The following is an 18,820-nucleotide window of genomic DNA, read 5'->3' on the forward strand; positions in this document are numbered from 1 at the left end:
AAGAAAAAAAGCCCTACACGAATGAAGGGCTTTACTGCTTCTTTTAACATTCTACGTTCCAGGGTGGAATGTTAAGATTTAGAAGTTGTAGGTAAGGTTCGCAAACACGCGACGACCAATATTGTCGTACTGTGAGTAAAGAACCGCATTACCTACAGAACGTACGTATGCAGGTGATACACTTGGTGGCTCTTTATCAAACAAGTTAGCGATACCAACAGTCACGTCAAAGTTTTCTGCGAAAGTCATGTTACCTGATAACGTGTGATAGAACACCCGAGGTACGTCCGCTACGAAAGTGATTGGTTCACCCCAGTAGGTAGACTCGTTCGTATCACCGTAGTACTCGTAATCATCAACTTTGTCTACATAACGCGTTGTCCAGGTCAGGCTCCAGTCGTCGCGACTCCACGTTGCAGTAATCAAGCCAACGTGCTTCGGATAACCGATTTCGCCGATGTACTGATCAACTTCGCTGTCTGCGAATAACTGATACGTTTGATCGATTTGAGCAGTGTGCTCGATGTTGAATCGTAACGTACCAAACTCGAAGTCATCCTGGTATGTGAAGTTGAAGTCAACACCACGTGTACCTTGGCTGGCAACGTTTACGTAACCACCGTTAACAACATCGATACCCCAGTCACCGTCAGTACCGTCGCGACGAGTGAACAAGTCACACAATGGATCGTTCGGGAAGTCTTGTGAACGGAAACACGTACCAGTGATTTCAGAACCGCCTAGTGACGTGATTTGGTTGTTGATATCAACATTGTAGTAATCAGTTGAGAACGCAAATACATCTTCTGGGCTTGTCCACACAAAGCCTACGCTTTCCGAAACAGACGTTTCAGCAGTCAGGTTACCGGCTCCGCCAGACGTGACCAAGGTTGCACTACTGCTGTTAGAACCATCATAAGTCAGAGGAACGCCCGCGGCTTGACAATTCTGGTAAACCGTTTCAGTTACAGTACCTTGCTCATAACGGTTGCCGTAGTCGTAACAAGGGTCAACCGACATTTGGCCACCGAAACCTGTTTGACCTGCTAAATACAGTTCAAACAACGCAGGTGAGCGGAATGAAGTACCACGTGATGCACGGATACGCCAGTCATCGTTGATTTCCCAGTTTAAGCCAAGTTTAAACGTTGTGTCACTGCCGTACGTTGAAACATCAGTCCAACGTGTAGAACCCGTCACGTCGATGCGATTAGCAAAGGCTACGTCCGTAACAACCGGTACACGGATCTCACCGAATACTGCACGAGAATTCTGTGAACCAAAGGTACGGCTTGCACTTGAAAGACCCCAAGAGTTGCCGTTTGCACTGTGGATACCAGGTTGGTCATCGATTTCATCACGTTGATATGATGCACCGAATGCTGCGCCGACAGGGCCTGCAGGTAACGTGAATAGATCACCAGTGACATAAGCTTCAAGTGTTTGTTGCTTATAGATTGTTTCACCTTCTTCGGAACCGAATAAGAAGTCACGCACTTCAGCAGATGGATTACCGTATAAGAAATCAGGATCAGTCCATGGTACGTCTACACAGGTTTTGCCTGAGAAAGAAGTGACTTCGCCGCTACAGCTTGTGCCGTTTGCAACGTGGCCTTGCGCCATCAACATAGAATCACGGAAAATAACTTTGTTTTCGTAGGTGCCTTTGTTGTAGCTGTTCTGATATGAGATATCCCAGTCCCAGAAACCAATGCTACCTTCTAAACCAGCCACAAAACGCGTGTAATCAACCGTGGTATCGCTACCGTAGTGATCAGTTAACGCAACAGGCATGATACCAGCGGCACCTGACCAGCCATCGTAGGCATCCGCAAACTGAACAGGAATATCAGCAGTCCAGAACTGGCGATAAGCTTGCGTCTCGGTGTTTCGTGAACTGTGTAAAAACGAGCCGTAGGCGTTGATAGTATCAGTTAGATTGTAATCACCCTGGATAAATACTGAAGCGGTTTTGGTTTCAGGAATCATTGATTCATTATCAAGGAATGGGTGACGCAGATTCCAAAGTCCTACTGTCTCTTTGCTGTAGTTACCTTGGTAAAAACCGTTTGGACCCATTAAGTCGCCGGGACCTTGGGCAGTATCATTGATACTGTCATAACCATTTGCAGCAAGGAAACCGTCGTAATCAAAGAATGCTTTACCACCAGAGTATACGTTGCTTGCGCCTGCAGGGTATAGCCACAAGCCATAACCAGCATCGTTACAGTGATAATCACCCGTGCGCGGATCGATTGGATCAGCACGCGTGCCATCTTCATTGTAATACAAACGCTCAGAGCAATCGTAGAAGTCACGTTCGCCTCGTTTCAGGGCATGTTGTACATTGTAGTCAACAACAAAACGAATTGAGCCTTTATCAAAGGTTTCGCCGATTGATGCGTTGATACGCTGACGCTCACCACCTGATTCGAAAGGCTGGCTCATGTCAACAGTCAGTGAGCTCTCATCACCTTTTTTGGTAATGATGTTAATTACACCAGCAACTGCGTCAGAACCGTAAAGTGAAGAGGCACCATCTTTAAGTATTTCAACACGCTCGATCGCTGAGATCGGTAGCGCATTCATATCAAAAGCTGACACCTGTCCACGCGTACCCGCAGGTCCCGCACGACGGCCGTTTAACAATACCAACGTACGATTTGCACCCAAACCACGCATTGAAATTGTTTCAGCACCAGCACCACCGGAGGTCACATAACCTACAGTAAGGGCAGACGTTATTTGGCTTGAGCCAGCAGCAACAGTACTAGTACGCAGTAAATCGCCTAATGTTGCCAGTCCCTGCTCCTCTGCGTTTTCAGCAGAAATAATATCTATCGGAGTTGTATTGGCAAATGCATCAGTACGTATACGAGAGCCTGTAACCTGAATACGTTCCGGCTGTTCTTCCTGAGCTTGCTGCTCTTCAGCTACTTCCATCGTCTCACGATCAACATTGTCTTGATTTTGATCTTGAGCGAAAGCAGGGCTTCCGACCAGAAAAGCTGAACTTACGCCTGCCATCAGAACCGTTCTGATGGAACGCGCTAACAATGACTGTTCTGTCATGTTGAGTCTCCCTGAATTTTCTTATTATATAGTTGTATAGTTCTACAGTACCGCTAGTAGTAAACTTATGATTAGAGCGGAATGTAAAGAAGACCACAAAATAAAAACAATAACAACATTTTTTTAACAGCAATTTGATAGGTTAAGCCCGATTAAGGCAACTTGGCGGGGAAGCATTTTTCGGTAGTTTAATTTTAACTATTTGAGCCCGTTTAAGAAAAATGACTTGTATACTTAAAAAGGTTGTAAGAAAAAAGAGGCAGTAAAATTATCAAAAAACACTTTTAAAAGGCAGAGCTCAAAAATCAACTAGGTCAAAAATCAATCTAACCCTATGGCTTCTATTGATTACTTGCTGACCTTTCTCAGAAGTCCCACTAAGCCTTACAGACTCCACCTTTTGAAGTTCTTATAGAACGTTTAAAGGCAAACCGGCCAATCTCTAGCGTTTTCCTCTTCTGCTCCATTTTACGCAAGAAAAAAGCCGCTTCCCGTAGAAAGCGGCTTTTGCTTTATAACACTCTTTAAATCGTGTTTAGAACTTAATACCAGCACTCAGCATTACGTAGCGCGGAGCTTGATATGAAGTTGGAGCCATGAAGCGCTCGTTTGCATCGCCTGGTGTGCCTTCTTCTGCAAACTCGTTACGACGCTGAACAGCTGAAGAGTTCAGAATATTGTACACGTCGGCACGCAATTCAATCTCAGTACCAGCAAATTCAGTAGTGTAAGCCGCATTTAAGTCTAGCTGAGGCGTCCACCCTGTACGTCCATAAGTGCCGCGAGTAATTTTATTGTACTCATTGTCGACATTTGTATCCGCACAGTTCTCTGTACAAACATAGAAAGTATCACCATACGGAGGAACTCCGTTCGGGTGGCCGATACCAAATGCGTTCAGAGGACGACCTGATGTCAGAGTAAAGTTCGCACCGACACGGAAGTTCTCAGTTAATGCATACGCACCATACGCTTTGAATGTGTGGCGACGGTCGTTTGGAAGAGAACCGTAAGCACCATCCATCAGCTCTGGAAAGTCAAAGTCTTGCGTAATACCTGCGTCATCTTGAGCGATATCAGACTTAACCAATCCTTCAGTGTTACCATAGCTCTGAGACCATGTGTAAGAAGCATTCATGAACCATTTACCGGCCCATGCTTTCTCAAGAGTCAATTCAACAGCATTATAGCTACGTGAAGCTGTAGGATAGCCAACTTCTGCAAGATCGACTTGGATAGTTTCGTTTATCTCGCCGTCACAGTTAGTGTCTGCTCCTAACGTCGCTATTTCACCTGGGTTACCAAGGATATAAGACGCCGCGTGACAACCGTAAGTGTCATCAAGGTAGCCCGAGATTTCCATATCGTCGATAGCGCCGCTTAGCTCACGACGGATACCACGAATACCCCAGCTCCAGTTGTCTGCGAATGCAGCTTGATAACCAAGAATAAACTCATCTTGATACATTGGATCTAAGTCTTGGTCAACGATACCGCGAGTATCTGGCACTTCACCGTCAGCGTTTACTCGGTCATCACCAATTTTAGCGCCTTTAGTGTACGTTAGGTAGTCTAAGCCGTTGTACTCACTAATTTGAGTATCTTCAAGAGCAAAATATTGAGTAACATCGTACTCGTTTCCTGACAAACGAACGTTCGTATTACTTGCTACTGGCAAGTAGTAACGACCATAGTTAACGAAAACTTTAGAGCGACCGTCGCCATCGATATCGTAAGACAGGCCTAAACGAGGTGCCCACATGTTATCGATTTCAGCAAAGGTTACGCCGTTACCATTTTTGTTATCAAAGGTATCGTTACGCAAACCGATAGTCGCTGTTAACTGGTCAGTAATTGACCATTGGTCTTCAATGTAGAAAGCGCTGTTTTCAGTTTCAAAGCTACCTTCAACCGTACGTACACGCTCTTCGACATACTCAGTAACGCCGGCTGGAATTGTCGCGCCATTATCCAGCAACCCACCTGGTTGACCGTCACGCAAATAAACAAATTTACCGCCTGGACCAGAGTAGCCTTCTAAAGCATCTGACGTATTAGTCTCTGTATCATAACCAAAGCGTAGTAAATGGTCGCCTAAGTACCATTCGAAGTCGATGCGCATCGCTTCACGTCTATCTTCACCTTCCTCAGTCAAATAACCTGGGCTACCGATACAACCAGCGAATGATCCGAGTGGAGCGTTGTCACGAAGGTCGTAAACAAAGTTACAATCTTCTTGCACGTTACTGCTACTGGTCAAGCTGTACTCATTTACACCATAAAGCGCTGTCATTGTTAAATTATCAGTTAAGTAACCAGTATATTTCAGAGACCAGTTATCACCGCCACTTTCCTGATATGAGGTTGAACCATAAACACGCTCGCCAGTCTCTTCGTTAACTTGATAAACATCTGTAGATGTTGTTGAAGAGTCAGAGAACGCTAACAATTCAAGTAGGTGGTCATTGGTGATTTGCCAATCTAATTTACCACCGTAGAATGCGTCATCTGTTGAAGCTTCGTTCCATGCACTTCCTTGACCAGACGAGTAGTCGTCTGAGATATCACGCGGGTTATAAATTGCATAGAAGAATAATGTGTCTTCAATGATAGGACCGGAAGCGTAAATATTTCCTTCCATTTGTGACGCTTCGTTAAGATCGTTCTGAACATATAGTTCGCCGTTAGCAAGTATCGTATTAGGAGACTGCTCGCGAAGAGATTCAGGTTCATAATAAACATTTGCGCCGAACTTAAATTCGTTAGTACCGCTCTTAGTGATAGCGTTAATAACACCACCGGTTGAACGTCCAAACTCTGCTGAATAACCACCGGTTTTAACTTCAAACTCTTTATAGAATTCGAATGGTACGTCAGAGAAACCTGTACCTGTACGGAAGTTCGTTACGTTTAAGCCGTTGATGTAAACAGCGTTTTCAGCAACAGATGAACCACCAAATGACGCCAGGTTACCAAAACGGCTGTCACCAGCTGTTGTGCTTGGAGCAAGCAATGCAACTGCTGTTGCGTTACGTGGAACTGGAATGCGGTCAATTTGCGCTTCACCAATGTTCAACGACGTGCCTGAGCTACGTGTGTTGACCATAGAAATGGCTGTACCAGAAACATCGATTGTTTCTATGTTGGTTGCCAATGGAACCGTTAACTCTCTCGAGCTGCCAGCATTAATAGTGAACTCTGGCGATTCGTTCGGCTCATAGCCACTTGCGTTAGCAATAATGACATAACGCCCGATAGGCAAAGCCGGGAAGCGATAGCTTCCGTCGTCACCAACTTCTACAGTACGAGTGTAGCCTGTTTCAACGTTGCGAATAGTAACTTTCGCGTTTTCTACAGAAGCAGCACTTGTAGTAACAACTTCACCGCTAACAGTACCTGTAGTATTCTGAGCTACCGCAGTAGCTGACATACCCATTGCTGCAGCAACCGCTGCCGCAGTAAGCGTACGTTTAAAAAATGTATTTCTCATGAGTAAAAACTCCCTGGAACGTTTTTATTTTATCGCTTCTTTTACCAGAAGCTGCTTAGAATCTAACAGGAAGTTAAAAGCTTGTAAACTTTTGGTAGGTATTATGTTGGAGGTAGCTTGCTGATGTAATGAATCATTGCCCAAAACCTAGCAGCCTAAGTTCCGGGCAATAATGACAGGATTCCGTTAGCCCATTAAGCTTTGGTTGCCTGTATGCAGTTTCCGACAATTCCGGTTTCTGGAAATTGAACCTGCTGTACCTTAACCTCTTTAAAGCCTGCGGCTTCGACACGTCGGGTTATATCGCTTATATCACCCAATGAATCTGTCGCGTCAAATAGGGTTGTTAAACGCGCACGATGTTCAGTCACATTAGCCAGATAGTCTTCGAACACTTTTTGAGACTCGGCCTTTTTACCCGCCGCGGCAGCTTCCAACAAATGTTTGGTTGCAGGTACAAAGTTCATGGCGTGAAACGCCTGTTTTTGTTGATGTTTCCGCACAAATTGGTTCAGCCGTTGCTCTGCTTCCTGTGCTGACTTGGGCATTCCTCTGCCAGTTTGTGTCAGCAACGCCTGCTGTAAAATGTACACCGACTTTTTCAAATGCTTTATAACGGAAGGAAGTAGCTCATCTATTTCGCTGCTTTTCCGGTAAATCACCGACTCTTTTGAGTGCACTAGTGCAACCAATGAGCCTCCGCGCTTAAGCTGCCTAGCCAAGTTCTCAAGACCCACATCAAGATTACCGTATTCCATGCCATAGTGAGAAACGAAGGTTCCAACTTTTTTATTTTTTGGCAACGAAAACGTTTCGTAAGGAGTCTCCGCAAGCAGCGTTAGTCTCTTGTTTGGAGGATTTAGTGTTGCTGAGTCAATTCCAGTAATGTCCAGCTTCTTACCTTTTTCTGCTGCATAATCACTAAGCCACTCAACAACAATACCGTTGCCAGTTCCAATATCAACAACGGGCGATTTAGGCGTCAGTTCGTCCATTCTCTCAAACCAAAACTTTCGCATTTGATAGTTTTGCAGGCGTGAACGCTCGTCTAGAAAGCTTGCTTTTACGCCTTTTTGCCAATAGTTACTCCACGGATTTTTTATTGTTTTCATGGATACTCCATCTCTTATTAGCGGAAACTTCGCAGCAGCATACTACGCGGCTAAACTAATGTCAGCTGGTATTCCGGCATAAAAAAAAGCCAACCGATGTCACCATCAATTGGCTTTATACGCTTCTTAAATAGATTAGAAGCTGATGGATACTCCAGCAAAGTAATAACGGCCGGTTACGTCATAAGCTTCTGACGCAGTATTAATGCCTGTACCGCCACTCACAGTGCCCTGCGGCAATATTGGAGGCTGTTTGTCGAATGCGTTACGCACACCCACAGTGAACTCATAGTGCTTACTCATGAGATAACGCGCAGAGATATCATGATAGGTGACAGAACCAACATTGTTAAACTCTTGCAGAGGCGCAAAGTCAGTAAAGTTGTAGTTGTAACCATTGGTTGAGTCTTTTGAACTATCCCAATAGCGCATTCTCCAGGAGAACGTTAAGTCATTCATGGCGTAGGCCAAGTTTAGATTCGCACGATGATTGGGGGTTGTTACTGAACCTTCATACGTTTCAACGCTGCCGTCGTAAATTGACTCAATGCTGTACTCGTCGGTGTAGTTCCAAATAAGGTCTGCAGTAAACTGACCATCAGCAATGGTTGTACCGTAATTCAACTCAAGATCAACACCCGACGTACTAATGATGTTTTCATTTGATGAGCTGCTGTCTACGTCAACTAATACACCTTCTGAACTACGGAACACCTGATCATTACAGCTTGCATCAAAGTTTTCCGGAGCGACAGAGTAGCAACGCTGAAGAACAGTAGAGCGGCCGGTAATGGCAATCGCGTCATCAACAGTGATGTCGTAATAATCGACAGTCGCTGAAAGTGAATCGTTAATCTGCCAGATTGCACCTACGCTGTAAGTTTCGGCAGTTTCTTCCTGTACATTCGGGTTGCCGCCAACCATTCCACCTGTGCTTTGAACTTCGGCGGTAGTCAGCTCAAACTCACCATTTGACTGAATACGATTATTAACGGACGTAATGGACCGGCAGTTCTCTGCAATATTACCCGCTGTTGCTGCTGTAATGCCGCTACAAGGGTCAGTGACAGTCGCAAAAGTTTCGCCAGCGCCTGAATATAGGTCAGAGATATTTGGGGTACGAATAGCTTTAGCGGCCGAAGCCCGCAGTTTAAAGCCATCAACAGGTTCATACTCGGTGCCAATGTTCCAGGTTGTTGCTGCACCTGTCGCAGAATGGTCAGAATAGCGCGCTGCTAAATCAACAGAAAGGTTGGTTAAAATCGGAAGACGTGTTTCTACGAAGACATCCTTCGTATTAAAACTTCCGTTGGTCGGTTCAGAGAGGTTCGTGCTTGAGGCACCCGTCTGAGCCAAGTCGCCAGGACTGTAAGTTCCTTTCTCCTCACGATACTCAAGACCACCCGCTAAACCGACGAAGCCACCCTCTAGCTCATAGGGTAAGTCACCAGAAACGACACTTTGTACCACAAACTGTTCTGCCGTACCTGTCGCTTTAGCCGGAGTAGAAACGTAGTCAACAGCCTCAGCAGAGATAGTGTCTTCTCCGAATAAGTTCAGAGGTGCACAGCCTTGCATACGGGCAATAGGATTTGCACAAACCAGGTTGCCATTATCATCTTCTACAACATTTAACGCTAAGCGAGCGCGGTCAGTATTAATCTGGCCACCGTTCAGCTGTTCTTGATTAGTGCGGCCCCAGGTCATGTAACTGTCCCAGGTCCAGTTGTAGTTAATGTTATAAGTGAAACCAGAAGCAATGCGCAACGTATCGCGGGTGACATCAGTAGAGCGGGCACCGAACTCACTCATACGGCGGACAAAAGTTGTTTCATTTAAGTTGTCGATGCCTTCCGACAATAAGTTTTGACGAAGTAAATCGGGCACTAACGGAGAATAAACACTCAAACCAGCAATTGGTTGTTCAACACGGTGGTTCATCCACAAATCTTCACCAATATTGAATGGCGTTGGCTCAATCGTTGATCCCTGAGTTTCAGCCGAGTTCCAATGAACCGATCCGAATACATGTAAGTCGTTGGTTAAATTCTGACGAATTTCAGCAGCAACATAGCGGCGCTCCAACGGCGTTACCAGTTGGCGTGCACTCGCACGGTTAAAACCACCTGAGTAAGGAGTGCCGTCACCGTCGTAGCTATTATTATCCGTTGTGATACGACCCTGAGGAGGGTAAGACGATAAGACCTCACCAATATATTCGTTACCGTTCTCATCAAGAAGAACCGCACGGTCTAGCGCAGAGAAACTGCGATCCGTTGACTTCAGTCCTTCGTCGTTATCGATACCGAAAGAGAACCAGGCGTTACCATCATCCCAGTCTTTACCTGTTGTCAGGTTCAAGTTTTGGGTTTGACGATCATGCTGACCAGAAATACCCGTTTGCGCATTAATTTCTATCCCGTCAAAGTTCTTACGGGTAATAATATTAACAACACCAGCGACGGCATCTGAACCGTAGACTGCTGAGGATGCGCTTTTCAAAATTTCGATCCGTTCAATCATCGCTGTCGGAATGGCGTTCAGGTCGACGGCATAACCTGTTGACGGATCAACACCGGAAACGAACCGTTTACCATTAAGCAACACCAAGGTCCGAGCCGCGCCCATGTTGCGGAGCTCAGTGGTATTTAGGCCAACCGTGGTCGTGCTAAATGCAGAGTTAGACTGGTCAGAACCAGCAATCGCCACAGGCGACATATTCAGTACTTGAGCAACGTTGATTGCACCGGTCTGGACGATATCTTCGCGGCCAATAACGGTAACAGGAACAGGCGTTTCCATGTTAGTACGGCTCAAGCGAGAACCGGTTACTTCAATTTTTTCAATTTTATCTTGTTCAGCAGTGTTGTCCTGAGCTAACGCGGGAAACGAAAGCGTCGACGCAACTGCAACGGCAGTGATACTGCGGCGAAACAGTTTATTATTCATGAAATTACTCCCTGGAACATTATTTTTAAGTTGCTTGATTGGCGAAAAGCAACATGGAACCGATAAGTCATTCACATTTCTAGGTGTGGCTGTACTTAATGTCGGTAACGACCTTTTAACTTTCTGGGGAGTGAATTTCAAGTACCAATAGAATGGTTTTTATTAGGGCAAAGTGCGACTGTTCGAAAAGCGAGCATTATGAATAATTATGAAGCTCCTATGTTAATAAAGTAAACCTGAGTTACCCTTTTTTCTAACAAAAAAGCCAGCTAGAAACCCAGCTGGCTTTTTATATTTACGAGTTAAATTAACTTACATGAATTCGTAAGAAACACTCGCGAATACATAGCGACCTAACGCATCAAAGTAACCAGGGTAAGTGTTACCATTGCTGCCATTTGCACCGGTCAGGTAAGGAGGATCATTAGCCAGGATGTTGTTCACACCTACACTAAATGTCACGCCTTGCCCAAATGCATAACGGCTGGTCAGGTCAAAGTAGCTTTCTGTGCTGATAGCGCGTGAACTTCCATCGATGTGCGATACAGCACCTAACGCACGCCAGTTGGCTGATACAGAAAGACCATCGTTATTCATCCAGGTTGCACGCATATTGTGCTGCCATTCAGGTCTAGGTGACTCGCAAGTACCGCCCCATTTACCCGCACATTCAGTAGTGGCCAGGCCGACAACCGGTTGAGTATCAAATTTAGTAAAGTAAGTACCTACCAAGTTGAATTTCAAACGGCCCCAATCATTATTCAGTTCGTGAATAAGGCTGGAGTTAATGTCAAAACCACTACGTTGTTCAAAGCCAATGTTTACGTTGGTTTCTACGATGCTATCCTGGCCTAGCCACAATGAACCACTGTTCTCACCGCGGTTAATCAGGTCACAGAAAGTCGCATCACCCGTTTCAAGACACAAATCCAACGTTGTCTCAGACGGCACGGTTCCAATAGCGTCTTCTACTTTTATGTCAAAGTAGTCAATCGATATATCAAAGTTGCCATCTAATGAACGATACACAAAACCTGCAGAAATGGTGTCTGATTTTTCAGGTTCAAGATTTGGGTTACCGCCAAAAATAGCATTGTACTGGTTTGCCGGGCTTTGCGGAATTGAGCCATACTGATCTGGGGTTACGCCAGAGTTTTGGCAAGCTTCCAGAGACGCTTCCGGGTTTACACCCGCACAAGGGTCACTAGCCATGTCATATAAGCCTAAACTTTGTGGATCGTAAAGTTCCCGGATATTGGCATGACGAGCTGCACGCTGGAAACTACCACGCAGTTTGATTTCCTGATTCACATCCCAACCAAAGGCGATTTTGTAGGTGTCGGTCGTTTTATCCGTTGTGTAATCAGAATAACGATAACCTAAATCTACAACAAAGCTATCAGCCCAGTCCGCTCCGTCAACAACATAAATTTTTGCTTCGGTAAAGAACTCTTCGACACCAAGAGAACCTCTAGTTCCGATAGTTGGGCCACCCTGCCCTGCACCATCACCCGATTCAAAATTGCTGTCAGGACGGAAAATTAATTGTTCTTCACGACTTGTGATACCAGCAAGTAATTCCACACCACTATAAGACCATGGCGTTCTGATGCCGTAGTCACCTAAGTTACCAATAACGTAACCGGTCACATCGCGTAAGTTTGTTTCACCTGTCGCGTACAATGGAATAGTCAAATAATCCAACGCTTCTTCAGTGATATTAGGAGCAAAGATATCCCAAGGCACACAATCTGGATCGACACCACTTAATGCAGCACTACAAACGGCTTCGCCTGTCTCTGGATCCGTTGTTACGTTGAGAGCACGGCTGATATTGGTAATACTGAAATCGTTCTCATAAACCGAGCTCAGCGTTACGTTACCAAAGTTTGCTGATAAATCGTAACTCCAAGTGTCATTAAGGAAACCACGGATGCCGAACACACCGCGATAGGAGAGATGCTGAATATCTTGCTGGCGAGGTCCGCCTTCAACATTTCGCTTGCCAATATAAACCCCTTCCCAAACATTAGGATCGCCACTTGCCTGAGCTGGTCCACCAGGGCCACAAATGGTGTTTTGCTGCTGTGCAGAGAACAGCGGGTTACTACAATTAAGGTCAACCTGAGGGAAGAAAGCACCTGATTCCGCAATTTGCGAAACACTGCGATCTTTTACGTAACCAAGCTCAGTGAAAAACTCAACGTGGTCGTTCAACTCATAGTTCGCAAACGCGCCCAATGTAATGCGGTCATCCGGGCGTTGGAAGTAGTTACGAGGGCCATAGTTATACAAACGTCCGTCGTACTCTTGCAAGGTGCCATCTTCAATAAAGTAGTCATAGCCACCTGGAGAGAAGTCAGTTAGGCGCCCGTCTGGAATGGTTCCTGAACCGCCGCAATAATATTCACCGCTCGCCGTTTGTGCATAAGCACAAATGCTGTAGTCACGATTATCCTGTGTAATAGCATTGATATCTCGAACCGTTGCGTACGCAGTAATATTGCCCTTGCCGTCTTCGGAGTTCATACCAATGATCATTGAAAAATCATTCATATGACCATCACGACCAGAGCCTGGGGCTAACGGGAAACCCGCCTCTTCAGCTGCCTGAGCGACACCATTGTCGTTATCATTATTGTACTGATAAAAACTATGCTGGTAATCAAGCTTAACGCCTTCGAAATCATCCTTCATGATGAAGTTGACAACACCCGCTACGGCGTCTGAGCCGTAAGTTGCAGACGCACCACCCGTCAACAATTCAACATTTTTAATTAAGGCACTTGGAATTTGGTTTAAGTCAGGAGAAATACCGCCCACTAATGGTGAACCCATAACAAGGCGGCGACCATTCATCAATACCAATGTACGCTGAGGACCTAAGCCACGTAGAGATACCGTTGCTGTACCGGTCGCACCATTTGAGTCAGTCGATGCCTGACCAGCGAATACCTGTGGTAAATCGTTTACCAGGTCTTCTGCACGAACGTTACCACTGAATTCAAACTCTTCAGAAGTAACCTGAGAAATAGGACTTGAGCTTACTACGTTAGCAGACTGCGGAATACGAGATCCCGTAACCTGAATGCGCTCAACGGACTCTTCAACTGACGCCTCATCAGTTGATTCTTGATCTTGCGCCAAAACAGGGAAACTTATAGTCCCCGCAATAGCTGCTGCAATCAAACTTTTGCGAAATTTGATGTTATTCATGAGTTAAACTCCCCGGATATTTTTTATTATTGGTTAGAGAATAACCTCTAACAGTACAGAATCTAGCAATAAGTTATTTTGATGTAAACAAAATGTATAGCATTTGTTTATTTAATTACTATAGCAGTTATTTAATCAAATGTTAGAAGAGCATCGATTGACTTAACTAATAGGCTTAAGAAGAGTCAGTAAGGAACTATTGGGCTTCTCGCTCTTCTGATAACACTGAGCCAGAAAGAGCTCAGCGCAGGCTAACGTATCGGTTAGTGCGTGATGCGCATGATAAGTAGGTAAGTTATAACGTTTTCGACAGGCGCTTAATGTGAGTTGGCCCGGTTGAATGGGAAGCTGAGGGTAACGCTCCAGTCTATTTTTTTCGGAAGCCAGAGTGTCAAAAATGGCCAGCGGTTTGAAAGGTGTGCCGTACTGCGACTCAATATGCTTCAAAAACCGCCAATCCATCCCTTTGTGATGACAAATCAATACCGCATCATTTAGTGCACGGCTTAACATCGCAAAGGTTTGTTTAGGTTCAGAGCTATGTAAAAAATCCTGTTTGGTTAAACCATGGATCGTTGGACTCTGGCCTAATTCTAAATCTTGGCCATGAGAAAAAACATGGTATTGAGCATTGCCATAGTGCATAACCGGGGGATGTATCGTCATCCAGGCAATAGATAAGATCTGATGCTTTTTCGGATCCAACCCGGTACTTTCAATATCCAGTGCGACATACCGCAACCTTTGCCACGGTTGTTTTAGCTTCTGTCGCCTGTCATACCAATGTGCCAGTTTTTGTAGCCACTGAGCCACGGCTAATACCCTTGCCGACTGAACTTCAGACCGACTCCCTGTTGTGCTTCCTTGATGATCTTAAAGGCCGTTTTCAGTTGTCGCCTGGACAGTGTGCTAAGCTCATCCGGGTCTACTGCGTTCTTGGCTTTATCGCTCCCCCAGACCTTCAACTGATGATTCAACCGAAGCTGTGTTAAAAACTCCCAGGCCTCCAGTAAAGACTGGTTGTCCTTGTTATTTAACAAGCCACGCCCTTTGAGTTCCGCTAACCGCCCCGGTGTACTTGGCAAGGTAAGGCCGGCATGCAGAGAGTAAATACGTGCAATATCATTAATTAAGGCAATGCCATAACGCTTAATATTGATGGTATCGCCTTTGTCAGTTTCTTCCGTACGCAATCGGCTAAAAAGCCCCAGCGGCACACTGATCCTATTAACCAGGATAGCCAGATTACCCAGAAACATTTCATTTTTAGCTAACGCCGCAATTTGCTCACGATAGTCTTGATAAAAGTGACCGGGCCCGACCACCGGCCTGCTGTCGAAAAAGATCTGGCAATACATCAGTGCTTTCGGCGTTGGGCTATCAATCCAGCCCCTGAATCGCTCCTTCCATTGGTCAATAGTGCCCCGACACTCCGGATTTGACGCCATAATATTTCCGGGACACAAGGGAACGCCGCATTCATGCAGTCCTTCACATACATATTCCCCCAACCCCGCGAACCAGTCTTTTTGCTTGTCGGTTAAACCATTACTCAGTAAAAGACCATTATCCTGATCAGAACTCAGAGTTTGATCTTCGCGTCCCTGCGAACCAAACGCTAACCAGCTGTACGCAGCCGGTGCTGCGCCTTTTTCTTGCTCATACAGCTGTATTAACTGACGTGTCATGCCGTCTGTTACTGAGGCGAGTAAACGACCTAAAACTGATGTCTGCTTAACCCGGTTTGCGAAAGATTGTAGATAATCCGGTAATTTCTTCGCTTCTTCAATCAGTTGAGACTTACTTGTTGCTTTACGAATAGCGCTAATAAGGAAAACCGGATCGCTACGCTGTAGACGAATTAAATCGGTTGCCGTCAGCATGCCAACGGGTTCATTATGAGCATTAACCACTGGCAAATGATGAATATTACCTGATGTCATCGTTGTTAATGCATCCATCAAAGAACGGTTTTCGTAAACGAACTCAGGCAATTGCGTCATAACCGCAGAGACTCTGACATCGAATGACAATCCCTCAGCGACCACCCTATTTCTTAAGTCTCTGTCCGTTAAAATACCGACGAGCTGTTTGTCATCAACAATCAAGACAGAAGAAACACTGTGCTGTGCCATAATCCTTGCGGCGTCTTGCACTGATGTTTGACTCGATAAGCTAACTGGGCTTTTCGTGACCACGCTGCCAACGCTTTGCTCACTCCAGTCACTTTCTTGTTCACGACCACCATGCTGCTCCGTTAACAATCTCTGCCCATGTGCATTAATAAAGTACTGCTCAAAAGGCTTGGATAACTTCCTGAGTCTGTCAAATGCCGATTCAGGTAAAACGTAAACAATGCCATCTTGTTGCGACTGTAACTTGTTGGTTATTTCACGACCACTCAATAGCGATGGGTAGCCAAATAAATCACCGCTTTCCAAACGCTCTATCAAGTGACCATCCGGACCTCGTAAATCAAATACCCCCGACCTCACGATGAAGAGTGCCGGTCTCATATCCCGCATTATGTCATTACCGTTCTGCTCGTTCATATAAACAGACTGTAACTGAGAGACTACCCACTGCAGCTGCTCTGCAGTTAAAACATCAAAAGGTGGACAGTCTTTTAAGAATGAATCGACTTCCATGACTTATCCTAATTTATAGAAAGCTAAATTGAGTCTTGTGTATTAATGAGTTTGAGTCAATAAAAAGCCCAGCACTAGGCTGGGCTTTGCTATAACCAAATTTAGGATTAGTGAGATTGAGCTTCACCGGATCCTTTTGGGTAACGAATTGATTCAACCATCTCCTGGATATCTTCCGGCGCATCACCTGTAAACTTATGTACTACAACAGCAACCGCAAAGTTAAGGATCATGCCCAGAGTACCAATACCCTCTGGGGAAATACCGAACAACCAGTTCTCCTGATTATTTAACTCCGGTGCAACAAACTTGAAGTACACGATATAGCAGAAGGTGAACAATATACCAACCACCATGCCGGCTACCGCTCCTGCTCGGTTCATGCGTTTATGGAATACCCCCATGATAATTGCAGGGAAGAAGCTGGCCGCAGCTAAGCCAAAGGCAAAGGCGACCACCTGCGCCACGAAGCCGGGCGGATAGATCCCAAAGTAAACAGAGATAAATATCGCAACCGCAGCGGCCAGTCTGGCGTAGAAAAGCTCCTGTTTATCGGTAATATTTGGCGCCAAATTTCGTTTCAATAAATCGTGAGAAACGGACGTCGAAATAACCAATAGCAGACCCGCAGATGTTGAGAGTGCTGCCGCGACACCGCCAGCCGCAACCAAGGCAACAACCCACGCAGGTAAATCTGCAATTTCAGGATTAGCCAAGACCATAATATCGCGGTCAATCGTCATCTCATTTCGCTCGTCACCTGAGTAGAACATCTTGCCATCGTTATTCTCGTCTTCCCACGTGATCAAACCTGTTTTTTCCCAGTTTTTAATCCAGCTTGGCGCATTTTCGTACTCAACGCCTTGTAAGTCAGGACCGTTAATGGTGTTAAACATATTAACTTTCGCAAACGCTGCGATAGCAGGCGCGGTCAAGTAAACGATAGAAATGAACGTCAAAGCCCAAAATGCCGAACGGCGCGCATCACGTACTTTAGGTACGGTGAAGAAACGCACAATAACGTGTGGTAGACCTGCGGTTCCGACCATAAGCGCGGCTGTAATGAAGAATACGTCAATTTTACTTCGTACACCTTCAGTATAAGCTGCAAAACCCAACTCTTTCGACAAACCATCAAGTCGATCAAGCAAGTAGCTTCCTCCGCCCGGAACATCTTGAGCGATAGTAGCTCCGAATCCCGTTTGCGGTAAGATATGATCTGTCATTAGTAGCGAAATAAAGACTGCCGGCACAACATAAGCGAACATCAATACAACGTACTGTGCCACCTGCGTATAAGTAATTCCTTTCATACCGCCAAGTACGGTATAGAAGAAAACAATGATAGCGCCAATAATAACGCCAGTTGCAATATCTACTTCTAAAAAGCGCGAAAATACGACGCCCACACCACGCATTTGACCCGCAATGTAAGTGAAACAAATTAAGATAGCGCAGATTACCGCGATAGTACGTGCGGTTTGAGAGTAATAGCGGTCACCGATAAAGTCCGGCACAGTAAACTTACCAAACTTACGTAAGTAAGGTGCCAGGCACATGGCTAACAACACATAGCCGCCTGTCCAGCCCATTAGGTAAACAGAACCGTCGTAGCCGGCGAAAGCGACAATACCCGCCATTGAAATAAAAGAAGCAGCTGACATCCAGTCTGCGGCAGTAGCCATACCGTTCATTACGGGATTGACCCCACCACTTGCTACGTAAAAGTCGTTCGTTGAGCCAGCACGTGACCAAATTGCGATACCAATGTATAGCGCGAAGGTCAGGCCGACGATTATAAAGGTAAGCGTTTGAATATCCATAGCGCCTTAGTCCTCGTGTACATTGTATTTGTTATCTAATGCGGCCATGCCCCTCACGTAAATAAAGATGAGCACGATGAATGTCAAAATGGATCCTTGCTGCGCGAACCAAAATCCCAGCTTGAAGCCGAAGAAAGTGATTTCATTAAGCACGTCCACTAATATAATTCCAAAGCCATAGGAAACGATAAACCATACGACTAGCAGCTTAAGCATTAAGCTGAGGTTCTCTTTCCAATACGCTTTGGCATGGGATTCACTTTCGAATGCCATAACGTCCCCTCCAGTTGTTCAACATTATTGTTTTTGGGTCGTTAACAAATGTAAATGGGATTATTAACAGAGGAAATTGGACTTTGGTCGTAGCCTGGTGTTCACATCAGATAGGGGGGAGGGGCATTGAGTCAGCCTGCCGGGAGGTTAACCGACAGTCATAAAAAAACCCCGGCGCGTTAGCACCGGGGTCGTTTTATTTGTAGTCTGGCGGTGACCTACTCTCGCATGGGGAAA

General features: G+C 45.5%; 9 protein-coding genes. All 9 read right to left on the reverse strand.

What is annotated here, in order from left to right; translation table 11 throughout:
- Nucleotides 1–78 precede the first annotated feature (78 nt).
- The 9 genes from RBK99_RS11480 to RBK99_RS11520 all read right to left on the reverse strand — a co-directional run bounded on the left by RBK99_RS11480 (nucleotide 79) and on the right by RBK99_RS11520 (nucleotide 18,583).
- Entirely contained in the window at nucleotides 79–3,072 is a 2,994-nt protein-coding gene (locus tag RBK99_RS11480) for a TonB-dependent receptor plug domain-containing protein (protein WP_317504742.1), read from the reverse strand.
- Between the two features lie 535 nt (nucleotides 3,073–3,607).
- A complete protein-coding gene (locus RBK99_RS11485; RefSeq protein WP_317504743.1) occupies nucleotides 3,608–6,562 on the reverse strand; it encodes a TonB-dependent receptor in 2,955 nt (984 codons plus the stop codon).
- 194 nt (nucleotides 6,563–6,756) lie between these two features.
- Entirely contained in the window at nucleotides 6,757–7,674 is a 918-nt protein-coding gene (locus tag RBK99_RS11490) for a class I SAM-dependent methyltransferase (protein ID WP_317504744.1), read from the reverse strand.
- A gap of 135 nt (nucleotides 7,675–7,809) precedes the next feature.
- Entirely contained in the window at nucleotides 7,810–10,623 is a 2,814-nt protein-coding gene (locus tag RBK99_RS11495) for a TonB-dependent receptor plug domain-containing protein (protein WP_317504745.1), read from the reverse strand.
- Between the two features lie 312 nt (nucleotides 10,624–10,935).
- Complete coding sequence (locus RBK99_RS11500) at nucleotides 10,936–13,839, reverse strand: TonB-dependent receptor plug domain-containing protein (RefSeq protein ID WP_317504746.1); 2,904 nt, start codon at nucleotides 13,837–13,839, stop codon at nucleotides 10,936–10,938.
- A 162-nt stretch (nucleotides 13,840–14,001) separates the two neighbouring features.
- The gene (locus tag RBK99_RS11505; protein ID WP_317504747.1) at nucleotides 14,002–14,652 is read right to left on the reverse strand and encodes a 3'-5' exonuclease; all 651 of its coding nucleotides are present in this window, start codon (nucleotides 14,650–14,652) and stop codon (nucleotides 14,002–14,004) included.
- Between the two features lie 2 nt (nucleotides 14,653–14,654).
- Nucleotides 14,655–16,487, reverse strand: a complete 1,833-nt coding sequence (locus RBK99_RS11510) for a DUF294 nucleotidyltransferase-like domain-containing protein (RefSeq protein ID WP_317504748.1) — start codon at nucleotides 16,485–16,487, stop codon at nucleotides 14,655–14,657.
- A 107-nt stretch (nucleotides 16,488–16,594) separates the two neighbouring features.
- Entirely contained in the window at nucleotides 16,595–18,310 is a 1,716-nt protein-coding gene (locus RBK99_RS11515) for a sodium:solute symporter family protein (RefSeq protein ID WP_317504749.1), read from the reverse strand.
- 6 nt (nucleotides 18,311–18,316) lie between these two features.
- A complete protein-coding gene (locus tag RBK99_RS11520; protein ID WP_126782604.1) occupies nucleotides 18,317–18,583 on the reverse strand; it encodes a DUF4212 domain-containing protein in 267 nt (88 codons plus the stop codon).
- Nucleotides 18,584–18,820 lie beyond the last annotated feature (237 nt).

Origin of the sequence: Idiomarina solivarensis (assembly GCF_033052755.1) — a bacterium.
Classification (GTDB): Bacteria; Pseudomonadota; Gammaproteobacteria; order Enterobacterales; family Alteromonadaceae; genus Idiomarina.

What these genes read in the sequence shown, in the direction of transcription:
- RBK99_RS11480 (WP_317504742.1), bottom strand. Translation starts at nt 3,072, where the DNA reads ATGACAGAACAGTCATTGTTAGCGCGTTCCATCAGAACGGTTCTGATG.
- RBK99_RS11485 (WP_317504743.1), bottom strand. Translation starts at nt 6,562, where the DNA reads ATGAGAAATACATTTTTTAAACGTACGCTTACTGCGGCAGCGGTTGCT.
- RBK99_RS11490 (WP_317504744.1), bottom strand. Translation starts at nt 7,674, where the DNA reads ATGAAAACAATAAAAAATCCGTGGAGTAACTATTGGCAAAAAGGCGTA.
- RBK99_RS11495 (WP_317504745.1), bottom strand. Translation starts at nt 10,623, where the DNA reads ATGAATAATAAACTGTTTCGCCGCAGTATCACTGCCGTTGCAGTTGCG.
- RBK99_RS11500 (WP_317504746.1), bottom strand. Translation starts at nt 13,839, where the DNA reads ATGAATAACATCAAATTTCGCAAAAGTTTGATTGCAGCAGCTATTGCG.
- RBK99_RS11510 (WP_317504748.1), bottom strand. Translation starts at nt 16,487, where the DNA reads ATGGAAGTCGATTCATTCTTAAAAGACTGTCCACCTTTTGATGTTTTA.
- RBK99_RS11515 (WP_317504749.1), bottom strand. Translation starts at nt 18,310, where the DNA reads ATGGATATTCAAACGCTTACCTTTATAATCGTCGGCCTGACCTTCGCG.
- RBK99_RS11520 (WP_126782604.1), bottom strand. Translation starts at nt 18,583, where the DNA reads ATGGCATTCGAAAGTGAATCCCATGCCAAAGCGTATTGGAAAGAGAAC.